General features: G+C 66.4%; 13 protein-coding genes and 2 pseudogenes. 11 read left to right on the top strand and 4 right to left on the bottom strand.

The window, feature by feature from the left end; all coding sequences use genetic code 11:
• Positions 1–9 precede the first annotated feature (9 nt).
• From accB to aat, 6 genes are all read left to right on the top strand, one after another.
• On the top strand, positions 10–498 hold the full coding sequence (gene accB, locus AC066S_RS18705) for an acetyl-CoA carboxylase biotin carboxyl carrier protein (RefSeq protein ID WP_028136676.1): 489 nt from the start codon (positions 10–12) through the stop codon (positions 496–498).
• A gap of 83 nt (positions 499–581) precedes the next feature.
• Entirely contained in the window at positions 582–1,940 is a 1,359-nt protein-coding gene (gene accC, locus AC066S_RS18700; RefSeq protein WP_126261611.1) for an acetyl-CoA carboxylase biotin carboxylase subunit, read from the top strand.
• A gap of 104 nt (positions 1,941–2,044) precedes the next feature.
• Positions 2,045–3,571 (top strand): sensor histidine kinase, encoded by a 1,527-nt coding sequence (locus tag AC066S_RS18695; protein ID WP_126261610.1) that lies wholly within the window; start codon positions 2,045–2,047, stop codon positions 3,569–3,571.
• Positions 3,568–4,008 (top strand): response regulator, encoded by a 441-nt coding sequence (locus AC066S_RS18690; protein ID WP_126261609.1) that lies wholly within the window; start codon positions 3,568–3,570, stop codon positions 4,006–4,008. Before AC066S_RS18695 ends, AC066S_RS18690 begins: the two co-directional genes overlap by 4 nt.
• Positions 4,005–5,108 carry a sensor histidine kinase gene (locus AC066S_RS18685; protein ID WP_478270290.1) on the top strand — a complete coding sequence of 368 codons (1,104 nt, stop codon included), beginning with the start codon at positions 4,005–4,007 and terminating at the stop codon, positions 5,106–5,108. The genes AC066S_RS18690 and AC066S_RS18685 overlap by 4 nt, the downstream gene beginning before the upstream one ends.
• A 56-nt stretch (positions 5,109–5,164) precedes the next feature.
• Positions 5,165–5,845 (top strand): leucyl/phenylalanyl-tRNA--protein transferase, encoded by a 681-nt coding sequence (aat, locus tag AC066S_RS18680; protein ID WP_478270289.1) that lies wholly within the window; start codon positions 5,165–5,167, stop codon positions 5,843–5,845.
• 27 nt (positions 5,846–5,872) lie between these two features.
• Here the strand turns inward: aat and AC066S_RS18675 are convergent, their stop codons facing one another.
• On the bottom strand, positions 5,873–6,898 hold the full coding sequence (locus tag AC066S_RS18675; protein WP_126261606.1) for a DUF2155 domain-containing protein: 1,026 nt from the start codon (positions 6,896–6,898) through the stop codon (positions 5,873–5,875).
• 210 nt (positions 6,899–7,108) lie between these two features.
• On the opposite strand from AC066S_RS18675, the pseudogene AC066S_RS18670 reads away from it, so the two are divergent.
• The 3 genes and pseudogenes from AC066S_RS18670 to AC066S_RS18660 all read left to right on the top strand — a co-directional run.
• Positions 7,109–7,396, top strand: a pseudogene (locus tag AC066S_RS18670) (alpha/beta hydrolase); the annotation flags it as partial.
• A gap of 37 nt (positions 7,397–7,433) precedes the next feature.
• Positions 7,434–8,441: a Na+-dependent transporter gene (locus AC066S_RS18665; protein WP_126261605.1), complete on the top strand. Its 1,008-nt coding sequence runs from the start codon at positions 7,434–7,436 to the stop codon at positions 8,439–8,441.
• An 86-nt stretch (positions 8,442–8,527) separates the two neighbouring features.
• Positions 8,528–8,782: a PepSY domain-containing protein gene (locus AC066S_RS18660; protein WP_478270432.1), complete on the top strand. Its 255-nt coding sequence runs from the start codon at positions 8,528–8,530 to the stop codon at positions 8,780–8,782.
• A gap of 71 nt (positions 8,783–8,853) precedes the next feature.
• On the opposite strand, the gene AC066S_RS18655 is transcribed toward AC066S_RS18660, so the two are convergent.
• Positions 8,854–9,792 (bottom strand): GlxA family transcriptional regulator, encoded by a 939-nt coding sequence (locus tag AC066S_RS18655; RefSeq protein WP_478270288.1) that lies wholly within the window; start codon positions 9,790–9,792, stop codon positions 8,854–8,856.
• 94 nt (positions 9,793–9,886) lie between these two features.
• Between AC066S_RS18655 and AC066S_RS18650 the strand changes: the two genes are divergently transcribed.
• A complete protein-coding gene (locus AC066S_RS18650; RefSeq protein WP_126261603.1) occupies positions 9,887–10,573 on the top strand; it encodes a DJ-1/PfpI family protein in 687 nt (228 codons plus the stop codon).
• Positions 10,574–10,908: 335 nt separating this feature from the next.
• Here the strand turns inward: AC066S_RS18650 and AC066S_RS18645 are convergent.
• Positions 10,909–11,085 (bottom strand): annotated as a pseudogene (locus AC066S_RS18645) (IS110 family transposase); the annotation flags it as partial.
• A 592-nt stretch (positions 11,086–11,677) separates the two neighbouring features.
• On the bottom strand, positions 11,678–12,085 hold the full coding sequence (locus tag AC066S_RS18640; RefSeq protein WP_126261602.1) for an NADH:ubiquinone oxidoreductase subunit NDUFA12: 408 nt from the start codon (positions 12,083–12,085) through the stop codon (positions 11,678–11,680).
• 236 nt (positions 12,086–12,321) lie between these two features.
• Here AC066S_RS18640 and AC066S_RS18635 point away from each other — a divergent pair, with 236 nt between their 5' ends.
• A complete protein-coding gene (locus AC066S_RS18635) occupies positions 12,322–13,020 on the top strand; it encodes a BA14K family protein (RefSeq protein WP_126261601.1) in 699 nt (232 codons plus the stop codon).
• Positions 13,021–13,079: the final 59 nt, after the last annotated feature.

The following is a 13,079-nucleotide window of genomic DNA, read 5'->3' as shown; positions in this document are numbered from 1 at the left end:
TCAAACAACATGGCGCGCCAGCCAGACGACAAAGCAGCCGCAAAGTTTTCCAGCGAGGATTCCGCGCTCGTCCGCGAGCTCGCGCTCCTGCTCGATGAGACCAGCCTCAGCGAGATCGAGATCGAACGTGCGGGCCTGCGCCTGCGCGTCGCCCGCAACATCAGCGTTGCTGCGACCATGCCCGTGCCGATGGCTGCGGCTCCCGCCGCCCTGCCGGGCGTCCCCGCCGCGACGGCCGCCGCCGGGCCCGACCTGTCGAAGCATCCAGGCGCGGTGAGCTCGCCGATGGTCGGCACCGCCTATTGGGCGCCCGAACCGGGCGCCAAGCCGTTCATCGAGGTCGGATCCAAGGTCTCGGTCGGACAGACGCTGCTGATCATCGAAGCCATGAAGACCATGAACCAGATCCCCTCGCCGCGCGCCGGCACGGTGACGCAGATCCTGGTCGAAGACGGCCAGCCGGTCGAGTACGGCGAGCCGCTCGTCATCATTGAGTGAGGGAGTGGCGAATAGCGAGTAGCGAAAAGCTGCTCCTCCTGCCTATTCGCCATTCGCTATTCCCCATTCGCCCCTGAGGCACCATGTTCGACAAGATCCTCATAGCCAATCGCGGCGAGATCGCCCTTCGCATCCTCAGAGCGTGCAAGGAGCTCGGGATCGCCACCGTCGCCGTGCACTCCACCGCCGACGCCGACGCCATGCATGTGCGCCTGTCGGACGAGAGCGTCTGCATCGGCCCGCCGGCGTCCAAGGACAGCTATCTCAACGTGCCCGCGCTGCTCGCGGCCTGTGAGATCACCGGCGCCGATGCCGTGCATCCCGGCTACGGCTTCCTGTCGGAGAATGCGCGCTTTGCGGAGATCCTCGCCGAGCACAATCTGCATTTCATCGGCCCCAAGGCCGAGCACATCCGCCTGATGGGCGACAAGATCGAGGCCAAGAAGACCGCCAAGAAGCTCGGCATTCCCGTGGTGCCCGGCTCCGACGGCGCGGTCGGCCCCGACGACGACGCCCTGGCCATCGCAAGGAAGATCGGTTTTCCCGTGCTGGTTAAGGCGGCGGCCGGCGGCGGCGGCCGCGGCATGAAGGTCGCCCACAGCGAGGCGGATCTCCAGGTGGCGCTGTCGACGGCGGCCAACGAGGCCAAATCCGCCTTTGGCGATGCCTCCGTCTACCTGGAAAAATACCTCCAGAAGCCGCGCCACATCGAGATCCAGATCCTCGGCGACGGCCGCGGCGGCGCGATCCATCTCGGCGAGCGCGACTGCTCGCTGCAACGCCGCCACCAGAAGGTCTGGGAGGAAGGCCCCTCGCCCGTGCTCGACGCGGCCGCGCGGGCCAAGATCGGCGAGACCTGCGCCAAGGCGATGCGCGAGATGAAATATCTCGGCGTCGGCACCATCGAATTCCTGTTCGAGGACGGCGAATTCTACTTCATCGAGATGAACACCCGCATCCAGGTCGAGCATCCCGTCACCGAGAGCATTACCGACATCGACCTCGTGCTGGAGCAGATCCGCATCGCGGCCGGCGGTGACCTGCCGGCCAAGCAGGAAGAGATCCAGGTCATCGGCCACGCGATCGAGTGCCGCATCAACGCCGAGAATCCCCAGACCTTCCGCCCCTCGCCCGGCCGCATCCTGCAATACCATCCGCCTGGGGGACTGGGGGTCCGCATCGATTCAGCCGTCTACCAGGGCTACACGATCCCGCCCTATTACGATTCCCTGGTCGGCAAGCTGATTGTGCACGGCAAGACCCGCGCCGAATGCCTGATGCGGCTCCGCCGGGCGCTGGACGAGATGGTGGTGGAAGGCATCGAGACCACGCTGCCGCTGTTCCGCGCCCTGGTGCGGGAAGACGATATCATCAACGGCGACTACCACATCCACTGGCTGGAACAGTATTTGGCCGGCAAGGCGGAACCAGCCCCGCGCTAATCCACGCTCGCCGTGGAACCCTTTGGCTCCGATCGCGTTCTGGTCGCGGGTCAGTTCCAAGGGGGCGTTTTGACTTCCGCGAGATGTGACAGAGCGAGGCCGTTGTGACGGCCGAGGCCCTACGACGGCGGGCATTTTGGCAGATCCTGCTGATCGCGGCGGGCCTTCTGGTGCTGACCGTGATCAGCGCCGGCTCGGTCTACCTCGTCAACAAGGCGCGGGAAGACAGCAAATGGGTGCTCCACACCATCGAGGCGGAGAGCCAGATCAACGCCCTGCTGCTTGAGATCCGCCGTGCCGAGAGCAGCGCCCGCGGCTTTCTCCTGACGCAAGGACCGGATTTCCAGTCGGATCACGAGAAGGCCGTCGCCGCGATCATTCCGGCGCTCGACAAGCTCACGCGCCAGATCGGCGACAATCCGGCGCAACGCGACAGCATCGAGAAGCTGAGCGCGGCGATCGAGACCAGGCTCGACCAGTTCTCGCGCGAGATGACCTTCGTCAAGCAGGGGCAGCTCGACCGGGCCATGGAGCTCGTCCGCGAGGCCGCCCGCGGCAACACCACGACCACGATCAACAACCAGGCCAACGCGATGATCCGCGAGGAGGAGCGGCTGTTTCGGCTGCGCACCGCCAACTCCGACCACAGCCAGACTCTCGCTGCGTCGATGACCGGCATCGGCTCCGGCCTCGTCGTGCTGCTGGCCATGATCTCGACCTGGCTGGTGCGGCGCTCCGCCCGCGCCCGTGACGAGGCCGAAGCGCGCCTGCGCGACGCCAATGTCAATCTGGAGTCCGTCGTCGACGAGCGCACGGCGGACCTGCGCGAGGCCAACGACGAGATCCAGCGCTTTGCCTATATCGTCAGCCACGATCTGCGCTCGCCGCTCGTCAACATCATGGGCTTCACCAGCGAGCTCGAAGAGCTCGGCGGCGACATCTTCCGCCGCATCGGCGGCCTCGCCCATGTCTCTGCGGACGGTGCACCGCTTGCCCCCGCAGGGCCCGGCGACATCGCGCTCGAAGGCCCGGACAAGCAGCTCCAGGAGGATTTCTCCGAAGCGCTCGGCTTCATCAAGACGTCGATCGCCAAGATGGATCGCCTGATCTCGGCGATCCTCAACCTCACCCGCGAGGGCCGGCGTGAATTCCAGCCCGCGAAGATCGACACGACCGAGCTGATCGAGGCCGTCGTGTCGACGCTGGCGCACCAGGCGGCCGAGGCGCAGGCCGAGATCCACCTCGAGCCGCTGCCGAATGTCGTGAGCGACCGGCTCGCGCTCGAGCAGATCTTCTCCAACCTGATCGACAATGCGATCAAATATCTGAAGCACGGCGTGCCCGGAGAGATCAGAATCCGCGGGCGGACCAAGCTCGGTTACGCCATCTTCGAGATCAGCGACAACGGCCGCGGCATCGATCCGAAGGATCACCATCGGATATTCGACCTGTTCCGCCGGGCGGGAACCCAGGACAAGCCCGGCCAGGGCATTGGTCTTGCGCATGTGCGTGCACTTGTGCGTCGCCTCGGCGGCACCATGTCGGTATCATCGGAACTGAACGCGGGCAGCACCTTCACTATCACGCTGCCGATCGCCTGGAACGCGAGCAACCGGAACAGAGATCGATGACCCAGCCTGTCACCATCATCATGATCGAGGACGACGAGGGCCACGCCCGCCTGATCGAGCGCAACATACGCCGCTCGGGAGTCAACAACGAGATCGTCTCGTTCGCCAACGGCACCGACGCGATGCAGCACCTGTTCGGCGCCGACCGCAGCGGCCTCGTGCAGAAGGGCAATGCGCTTCTGATCCTGCTCGACCTCAACCTGCCCGACATGACCGGGATCGACATTCTGAGGCAGATCAAGGAAAACAAATACCTGAAGGCTTCGCCCGTGGTGGTTCTGACCACCACCGACGATTCCCAGGAAATCAAGCGCTGCTACGAGCTCGGCTGCAACGTCTACATCACCAAGCCCGTCAATTACGAAAATTTCGCCAATGCCATCCGGCAGCTCGGCCTGTTCTTCTCGGTCATCCAGGTCCCGCCCGCCGCCCCATGAACCAGCGCACGCCAACCCTGCTCTACATCGACGACGACGGTGCGCTGGCGCGCCTGGTCGAACGCGGCCTGACGCGGCGCGGCTACAGGGTCGTCCATGCCGCGAGCGGCGAGGAAGGCCTCGAGCGCATCCGCCGCGCTCGTGCCGAGGGCGGTATCGACGTGGTCGCGCTCGACCAGTACATGCCGGGTCTCGACGGGCTGGAGACGCTCGAGCAGATCATGGCGATCCCGGACGCACCGCCCGTCGTGTTCGTCACGGCCTCGCAGGATTCCAATATCGCCGTCACCGCGCTGAAGGCGGGCGCGGCCGATTATCTCGTCAAGGACGTCACCGGCGATTTCATCCCCCTGCTCCACGTCGCGACCGAGGGCGCGCTGCGCCAGGCCGAATTGCAGAAAGCGCGCGAGGAAGCCGAAGCCGAGATCCACGCCTCGCGCGACCGCTACGCGGCTCTTGCCGCCGAACGCGAGCTGCTGCTGCGCGAGGTCAACCACCGCGTCGGCAACTCGCTCCAGATCATCGCCTCTCTGCTGCACCTTCAGGCCAGCTCGGCCGCGCAGGAAGAGGTCAAGGCGGCGCTGACCAATGCGATGGGCCGTGTCGCCGCGGTCGCGCAGGTGCACCGACGCCTCTACACCTCGCAGGACCTCAAGAGCGTGGTGCTGAACCAGTATCTGGATTCCCTGCTCGAGGATCTCCGCCGCTCGGCCGAAGGCAACCGGATGTCGCGCCTGACGCTGAAGGCCGAACCGATCGAGATCGATCCGGACCGGGCGGTCGCCGTCGGCATCATCGTCAACGAGCTGGTGATGAACGCCGTGAAATACGCCTATCCCGACGGCGCCGGCCCGATCCATGTCGAGCTGACCGCGACAGGCGACGATCTCCTGCTGACGATCACCGACAACGGCGTCGGCGACGCCGTCAAGGCCGATCCGCGCTCCACCGGCATGGGCCAGCGCATCGTCGCGGCCATGGCCGCCAAGCTCAACGCCTCGGTCGAGCGCGACCCCGCGCATTCCGGAACCCGGATCGTGCTGAAGTTCGCTCGCGTGCCCGCAAGTCCGGGCAAGACCGGCACCGCTGCCGTCGGCTGACCTCGCGCTGCGCCCCCCATCGCAACCGCATCGCGATCCTGCTATGATCGCGAACCATGACTTCTCGCGACTCCGCTCCGTCTGAAATCACCCCGGCCGTGCTGCTGCGCGCCTATGCCTGCGGCATCTTCCCGATGGCGGAAAGCGCCGACGATCCGACCCTGTTCTGGGTCGAGCCGGAATTTCGCGGCGTCATCCCCCTCGACGGATTTCGCGTCGCCTCGCGGCTTGCGCGCACGGTGCGCTCGGACGTGTTTCGCGTCACCGTCAACACCGCGTTCAAGGCGACGATCGCGGGCTGCGCCGCGCCGCAGATCGGGCGCGAGGACACCTGGATCAACAAGCGCATCCGCGACCTCTATGGCGGCCTGTATCAGCTCGGCCATTGCCACAGCGTCGAAGCCTGGCAGGGCGATGATCTCGTCGGCGGGCTGTACGGCGTCAGCTTGGGGCGGGCCTTCTTCGGCGAGAGCATGTTTCACACCGCGCGCGACGCCTCGAAGGTCGCGCTGGTGCATCTGGTCGCGCGGCTCATCCATGGTGGCTTCGAGCTGCTCGACACCCAATACGTCACCGAGCACCTGAAGAGTTTTGGCGCGGTCGAAATCTCGCGGCGGCGCTACACCGCGCTGCTCGACAAGGCGCTGGCCGGCGAGCCCGGCGATTTCCTCAGGCTCTCATCCGGTGAGGCGATCCCGGGCGCGCGCGCACTCGAGATCATCGCTTCAAAGCAATAATTGGCGACCTGGCCCCGGGGATTTGGCCTAACGGCCAAACCCGGGAATCCCGAACAGACCAGGCCGCTGCTCCGGCGGCGGGGGCGGCGGTGGTGCCGGTTGCTGCTGCTGGATTGGCGGCAGAGGTTGCGGCGGACGCTGCTGCACCTGCTTCGGCGCGGCCTTCTTCTGCGCCGGCGGCGGGGGCGGCGGCTTGGCCGCAGGATCCGGCGCCGCTGTCGCAACGGTCTGCTGCGGCTCTTTGCAGTCGGTGAGCCAGATGTCGTAGATCGGGTGCTCGACGCCGTGCAGGCCCGGGCTTGCCGCGTACATCCAGCCGGAGAAGATGCGCTTCACCTCGCCCTGCAAGGTGATTTCGTCGACCTCGACGAAGGCATCGGTGTTGGTGGCCTCCGTCGCCGGCCGCGTGTAGCAGGCGTCGGTCTTGACCCTGAGCGCGCCGAACTGAACGGTCTCGCCGATCTCCTCGTCGAAATTGATGATGCGGCCGGTGATCTTGTCGAGGCCGGAGAAAGTCGCCTTCTTGTTCACGATCTTCTGCGCCGGCGGCTCGGTGACGACCTCGTCGCCCGGCTGCAGACTTGCCGGGGCCTGCGGCACGGCGCCCGGAACGCCCTTCTGCTGCGGCTGACGCCCGGGCGCGCCCGGGGCGCCTTGCGGACCGGGCGGCGCGATCGCCGCGGAAGGCGGCTGGTTCGGCGGAGCGACGGTGGAGCCCGGCGGCGGCGCCAGCGGCTGGGTTTCGACCGGCCCCGGCATCACGTTGCCCTGCCGGCCCGGCGGCGGAAGCATCGGACGCGACGGCAGCACGCGGCCCTGCGGCGGCAGCTCCGGCACCTCTTCGTCGTCGTCGGGGATCGGCTGCGGCTGGCCGCGCGGAATATTGCCGGGCGGCCGCAGCGGCGGCGGATCGGAAAAGATCGTGCCGATCTGCGCCTGAGCCGGCGTCGCAATCGTCAGCGCGGTGGCGGCCAAAAGCGCCGCAAGACCTGTCAGGGTAATGGTTCGAAACATCTCGCGCGGCTTCAACAGCGAATCGGGCTTGTTCGACATTCTATAGGGGTTACCGCCGCTCGCAGGCCATCCGGTTAACACGGCGAATACGGCGGGGGAAGGGCGGCAACCCTGCCCTTCCCGGCCCCGTCTGGCCAGACCGGCTCCCCAATGGGATAGTCAAACAGCCCCTCCGAGGGGCCCGGGGCCCGGCATCGCCCCCCAAATAAGACGCCCAACCTGACTGGAAACCCCGAGGTCGCTCCTATCATGCCCGTTGTGCTCGATCCCGATGCCGCCGCCGTCTACAAGGCCGTCCAGGACGCCGGCCGCCCCGCCTGCGAGACCCTGACCGCGCCGGAGGCCCGCGCCTCTTACGCGCAGGCGCGCTTAGCCACCAACCCCGGGCCGCCCGAGCTTGCCTGCGGAGCTTCGCTCTCGATCCCGGCCCCGCACGGCGCGATTCCCGCCCGCTTCTATAGGCCCAGGGAGCCGCGGCGGCCCGGCGGCCTGTCGCCCGCGCCGGTGCTGTTCCACGGCGGCGGCCGGGTGACCGGCGCGTGGTTGAAGGGACTGGGCTGAAACGTCGTTCCGCATGGCTTCTCCGCTCCAAACCATCGCCGCCCTCCCGCTGCGCGTCCTGAGCTGGCTGGGCAGCCAGGGCACGCGCGGGGTCGCCGCCGTCGTGTTCATCGCCGCCGCGGTGCCGCCGCTCGGCGCGTTGCTCCGTCCCTATCTCACCGAAGCCATCCTTGGCCTGCTCTGCATCTCCTTCATGCGGGTCGATCTGGTTGCGCTCTACGGCCATTTGCGCCGGCCCGCCCTGGTTGCGACCGCCACGGCCTGGACCACGATCGGCGTGCCGCTGATCGTCGGGTTGATCGCGCACGCAACCGGCCTCACTGTCCGCGCGCCCGGGCTGTCGCTCGCACTGATGCTGCAGAGCATGGCCTCACCGATGATGGCCTCGCCGGCCCTCGCCGCGCTGATGGGGCTCGATGCCACCCTCGTGCTGATCACGCTGGTGACCTCGACCGCGCTGGTGCCCTTCACGGCCTCGATGTTCGCAGGCCTCTTCCTCGGCGACATGCTCAGCATCACGCCGCTGTCACTCGGCCTGAAACTGCTCGGCATCCTCGCCGCATCGCTGCTCGCCGCAACAGCCATCCGGTGGGTCTTCGGCGCGGAGGCGATCCAGCGTCACAAGACGCCGATCGACGGTCTCAACATCATCATCCTTTTCATCTTCGCGGCGGCGATCATGGGCGACGTCGCGAGCGACCTCCTCGCGCATCCGCTGTTCACCATCAGCCTCGCAGCTCTGTCCTTCGCGATCTACTTCACCCTGCTCGCCATCACCACGCTGCTATTCCGCCGCATCGGCACCGAGCGCGCGCTGGCGCTCGGGCTGATGGTGTCACAGCGCAATCTCGGCCTGATGCTGGCGGCAACGGCCGGCGCATTGCCGCCGACCACCTGGCTCTATTTCGCGATGACGCAGTTTCCGATTCATCTTGCGCCCTACATGCTGATGCCGATCGCGCGGCGGCTGACGGGGCGCGCGGATGCGTCGAAGGTTACAGCGGCAGACAACGTCGCTTAGTTTCCAGGGTTTGCATCGCACAGACGAAGTGAAGGAACATCAGTTCAGAGATCTCGTTGAAGCCGTTCATCGAATGGAGATTGGCGATGAGGTTTGTCGCAATTCTGGTTCTGGGTTCCGTTGCCATGGGCTCAGCAGCAAGAGCAGATCAACCCGGACCGGACTGGATGCCGATGGAGCAAGTGAAGGCCAAGGTCATGGAATCTGGCTATTCGCAGGTGACCAAGCTTGAAGCCGACGATGGCCAGTGGGAGGGCGAAGGCATCAAGAACGGACAGAAGATGGAATTCCATGCCGATCCCAAAACCGGCGCCATCGTGCGCGAAAAGCCGGACAAGTGACCATCGGCGGCGTCCAAATCTGAACAACGCAGACGTCGCCATTTCGCACGCGCCAGTTCAAGCGTACACGCCTATCCCGCCCTTGCCGCGCGCCGCAGTGCCTGTGGCGGCTGGCCGAAGGCGCGGATGAAGGCGCGGCGCATGCGCTCGGGATCGCGGAAGCCGGTTGCTTCCGCAACCAGCTCGATGCCCTCGCGCGAAGACTGCACGCGCTCGCGCGCGACTTCTAGCCTGAGCCGCTCGATCGCCTTCGAGGGCGTCGTGCCGGTCTCGGCGGCGAAGGCGCGGGCGAAATGCCGCGCGCTCATGCCGGCGCGATCGGCGAGATCCTCCACCGTCAGCGGCGCGTCGAGATTTTCACGCGCCCAGGACAACAGCGCGCCGAAGCGGCCGTTCGATCCTTTCAGCTCCAGCAGCGATGAGAACTGCGACTGGCCGCCGCTGCGGCGATGATAGAGCACGAGCTGGCGCGCGGCCGCTTGCGCGATCTCCTCGCCATGGTCCTCGGTCACCATCGCGAGCGCGAGATCGATGCCGGCGGAGATGCCCGCCGACGTCCAGACATTGCCGTCGCGGGTGAAGATCCGGTCCGGCTCGAACCTCACCTTCGGATAGCGCGTGACAAAGTCGCGCGTCCGCCCCCAGTGCGTGGTGGCGCGGCGTCCATCGAGCAGCCCCGCTTCAGCCAGCACGTAAGCGCCCGAGCAGACGCTGGCGATGCGCACGCCGCGCCGCGCCAGGCGCTGCACGAAAGCGCGTGTGACTTCGCAGCGCGCTGCGTCCGCAACGCCGACGCCGCCTGCGATCACCAGCGTCGTGATCGCATTCGCCGACTTGAAATCGCGCGCCATCATCTCGACGCCCGACGAGCTGAGCACCCGCCCCGCGTTCAGCGCGAGCACGCGGAGCGCCAGCGGCTTGTCGGCGCAGCGCGCCGCGACCTCGAACACCGAGATCGGGCCGGCTGCATCGAGCAATTGAAAGTTCGGGAAGATCAGGATGCCGATCATAGCCCATGTCCGAAATAGTGGGAATTATGCCATTCCGGACACAAAGGCAGCATGCCAATCTTCACCCGTCAAGCTCAAGTTTGGAGGATCCGCCATGTCGTCACCGCTCCAGATCGGTCTTCTGATATTTCCGCGCGTCACCCAGCTCGACTTCACCGGCCCCTTGCAGGTGTTCGCCATGGTGCCCGGCGCCAAGCTGCATTTGATCTGGAAGCGGATCGAGCCGGTGCCGAGCGATTCCGTGCTGACGCTGACGCCGACCACGACATTCGCCGACTGCCCGCAGCTCGACGTGATCTGCGTGCCCGGCGGCGCCGGCACCAACGACCTGCTGGGCGACGACGAGGTGCTCGACTTCCTGCGCAAGCAGGCCGCGGGCGCGAAATACGTCACCTCCGTCTGCACAGGATCGCTGGCGCTCGGCGCCGCGGGCCTGCTCAAGGGCTACCGCGCCGCGACCCATTGGAGCGCAATGGAGATGCTCGGCCAGTTCGGCGCGACGCCAACAAAGACGCGCGTCTGCATCGACCGCAATCGCATCACCGGCGGCGGCGTCACCGCCGGAATCGATTTCGCGCTGACGCTGGTGTCGATCCTGATCGATCGCACCACCGCGCAAGCGATCCAGCTCCAGATGGAGTACAACCCGGCACCGCCGTTCAATTCGGGATCGCCCGATACCGCGCCGGCCGAAGTGTTGACCCTGCTCCGGGAGCGCGGCGCGCAAAACCAGGCGCGGCGGCTTGAAGCCGTCAAGCTCGCAGCCGAGCGGCTGGCGTAGCGCGGGCCTCGCTCTCATGTCCCGGACGCGGCGCGGCACGCAGTGACGCTCCGCAGAGCCGGGACCCATATGTGGACGGCCCCCGTGGCACAAGAGCTTTGTGAGGTTTGATCGGATCGCTTGCATCCATATGTCCGGCCTGTTGATGCGGCGTGTTGAACCGCGGGCCAAGATGGTTTTCGCGACGCGAGTTCCAATCAGAAAGGCGACCTTGTTCGGTCACTGGGTCCCACGGATTTGCTCGCATCTCGGAACGATCGATCGCACCATCTCCTCTGCTCTTGCAGCTCCGGTTCGGCCGGTGGGCGAACCCGCCGGTCGGCCGAATCTCTCACCTACGCGGCGGCGGCCACTTCGGCCTCGCTTTTGGCATCGAACCGCGCGCTGTCATAATCCTCTCCCGTCGTCATCAGCTTCCAGGCGATGCGTGCAGTCTTGTTGGCCAGCGCCACGGCTGCCTGCTTCGGCGTTTTGCGCTGGAGCAGGTCGAGCAGCCAGCGCGATCCACGACGGTGCTTCCCCTCCATCCCAATGCGGATAATCTGGCTCACGGACGGCTCCTGTGAATGGGTGTGTGACAACCTCATTCTGGCACAACTGATGCCGTAGGGGGCCGTCCACCCCATCAGAACGCAACACGGCGCACCGCGAGATGGGCCCCGGCTCTGCAGCGCACTGCTGAACCGGACGATGCTGTGCATCGCCGGGGAAGCGCTGCGCTGCGTCCGGGGCACCCGCCAGGACGATAACAACAGAAGACGATAACGACAGAAAAAGGCCGCTCGGTTTCCCAAGCGGCCTTTCCTGTCTTACGGCGGCTGCACATTCACATCGAGCGATGTCGGAGCTTCCAGACCGGGGGCCTATCTCCCGATCGAGTCCATACTCGGCGGCCGCTGCATCTCGGGACAGTCGCGAACTGTTGCCCGAACCGAACGCGATGGTCTCCCATCTCCGTAAGATGGGATCATTGGACTGCATTGCTGGCTCGGCCGCAACGGCCGCGCAGGCGCCGTCCCCGCTGTTCCCGTTGTCCACAGCGGCGTGAGGCGGATGCGGCTGCATCCAGTTGAACGATAACGATGAAGATCGCGGGCCGAAAGACTAGCCAGGGGTCCAGGGCTGATAGTCGCCGGTCGCCTTCGGACGCTTGCCGCTGGCGAGGGTCGATCCCGAGGGACGATAGGCCTTCGCCGTGCCGGTGAGATTCGGCTGGTGCGGCTTCTCCCACTCGCGCGGCTGGTAATTGTCCTCGGTCGGCGGCACATCGACGGTGTGATGAATCCAGCCGTGCCATGACGGCGGGATCCGGCTCGCTTCGGCATAGCCGTTATAGACCACCCAGCGCCGCTCGAAGCCCAGGGTCGGATCGACCGCGCCGCCGCGGGTGCGATAGTAGAGATTGCCCTGCTCGTCCTGACCGACCAGCTCCCCGTACCGTTTGGTCCAGAGTTGGGTGCCAAAAGTCTGGCCATTCCACCAGGTGAAGAACTTGAGGAAGAATTGTTTCATGCGGCAAGGGCCCTGCTTCGTCGGGTCCTGATGCCATCCGGGCGGTGAAATGTCCAGTTCGCCAGGTGCTCCGGCGCCCCCGCAAATGCCGCACCCCCTGCCGCAAAGCGGACGCGATTCATTCAGGGCCGGTACAGCGGCCGGAGCGCAAGGCTTCATGCGCGCGCAAACCGGCGTGATCTCAGGAACCCCCGCGCTTTCGTAGGGTTTGCTTTCCGGGAAAGGAGTTTAACCCCATGAACAGTCTGAAATTGTTGAGTGCCGCCGCGACGGTGGCGTTGGTTCTTCCCTTGGCGAGCCCGAGCTTTGCGCAGCAGAGTCGTGCCGCCGCGGTCGGAGCGGGCGGTGGTGCCGCAATCGGTGGCGGAGGTGCCGCGGTCGGTGGCGGAGGCGGCGGCTTCGGTGGCGGCGCCCGCATGGGCGGCGGCGGCGCCGCATTCCACGGCGGTGGCGGTGGTTTCGGAGGCGGAGCCGCGATGCGCCCGGGCGGAGGCAATTTCGCAGCCGGTGGCGCGGTCCGTCCGGGTGGTGGCAGTTTCGTCGGGGGCGCGGCAGACCGTGCCGCTATCTCGCCGACCTTCAGCGGGACCCGCAGCGCTGCAACCGCGGGCAACTGGCAGGGCGGTAGCGGCAACTGGAGCGGTCGTCACTGGCACGGCGGCCACCACTGGCGCCATCGCCACGGCGGCTTCTGGCCGGGCTTCGCGGCTGGAGCCGCGATCGGCGGCCTCGGCTCCTACGCCTACTACGGCAGCGGCTACGGCTACGGCTATTACGATGATCCCTACTATTATGGCTACTATGACGAGCCGTCGGTTGCCGTGGTGCAGGATGGCGGCGGCGACCCCGCCTATTGCGCGCGGCGCTTCAAATCCTACGACCCGGCCTCGGGCACCTATCTCGGCTACGACGGCCGGCGGCATCCTTGCCCGTAAGCAGATCGCCGAGACGAGAAGCGAAAGGCGTCGCAGCGATGCGGCGCCTTTTGCGCGAC

It is taken from the genome of Bradyrhizobium sp. CFUWI (genome assembly GCF_056429085.1).
The sequence above is the reverse complement of the archived record's forward strand: the minus strand, read 5'-3'. Positions and strand labels throughout refer to the sequence as shown.

What these genes read in the sequence shown, in the direction of transcription:
- accB (WP_028136676.1), top strand. Translation starts at nt 10, where the DNA reads ATGGCGCGCCAGCCAGACGACAAAGCAGCCGCAAAGTTTTCCAGCGAG.
- accC (WP_126261611.1), top strand. Translation starts at nt 582, where the DNA reads ATGTTCGACAAGATCCTCATAGCCAATCGCGGCGAGATCGCCCTTCGC.
- AC066S_RS18690 (WP_126261609.1), top strand. Translation starts at nt 3,568, where the DNA reads ATGACCCAGCCTGTCACCATCATCATGATCGAGGACGACGAGGGCCAC.
- AC066S_RS18685 (WP_478270290.1), top strand. Translation starts at nt 4,005, where the DNA reads ATGAACCAGCGCACGCCAACCCTGCTCTACATCGACGACGACGGTGCG.
- aat (WP_478270289.1), top strand. Translation starts at nt 5,165, where the DNA reads ATGACTTCTCGCGACTCCGCTCCGTCTGAAATCACCCCGGCCGTGCTG.
- AC066S_RS18675 (WP_126261606.1), bottom strand. Translation starts at nt 6,898, where the DNA reads ATGTCGAACAAGCCCGATTCGCTGTTGAAGCCGCGCGAGATGTTTCGA.
- AC066S_RS18665 (WP_126261605.1), top strand. Translation starts at nt 7,434, where the DNA reads ATGGCTTCTCCGCTCCAAACCATCGCCGCCCTCCCGCTGCGCGTCCTG.
- AC066S_RS18660 (WP_478270432.1), top strand. Translation starts at nt 8,528, where the DNA reads ATGAGGTTTGTCGCAATTCTGGTTCTGGGTTCCGTTGCCATGGGCTCA.
- AC066S_RS18655 (WP_478270288.1), bottom strand. Translation starts at nt 9,792, where the DNA reads ATGATCGGCATCCTGATCTTCCCGAACTTTCAATTGCTCGATGCAGCC.
- AC066S_RS18650 (WP_126261603.1), top strand. Translation starts at nt 9,887, where the DNA reads ATGTCGTCACCGCTCCAGATCGGTCTTCTGATATTTCCGCGCGTCACC.
- AC066S_RS18640 (WP_126261602.1), bottom strand. Translation starts at nt 12,085, where the DNA reads ATGAAACAATTCTTCCTCAAGTTCTTCACCTGGTGGAATGGCCAGACT.
- AC066S_RS18635 (WP_126261601.1), top strand. Translation starts at nt 12,322, where the DNA reads ATGAACAGTCTGAAATTGTTGAGTGCCGCCGCGACGGTGGCGTTGGTT.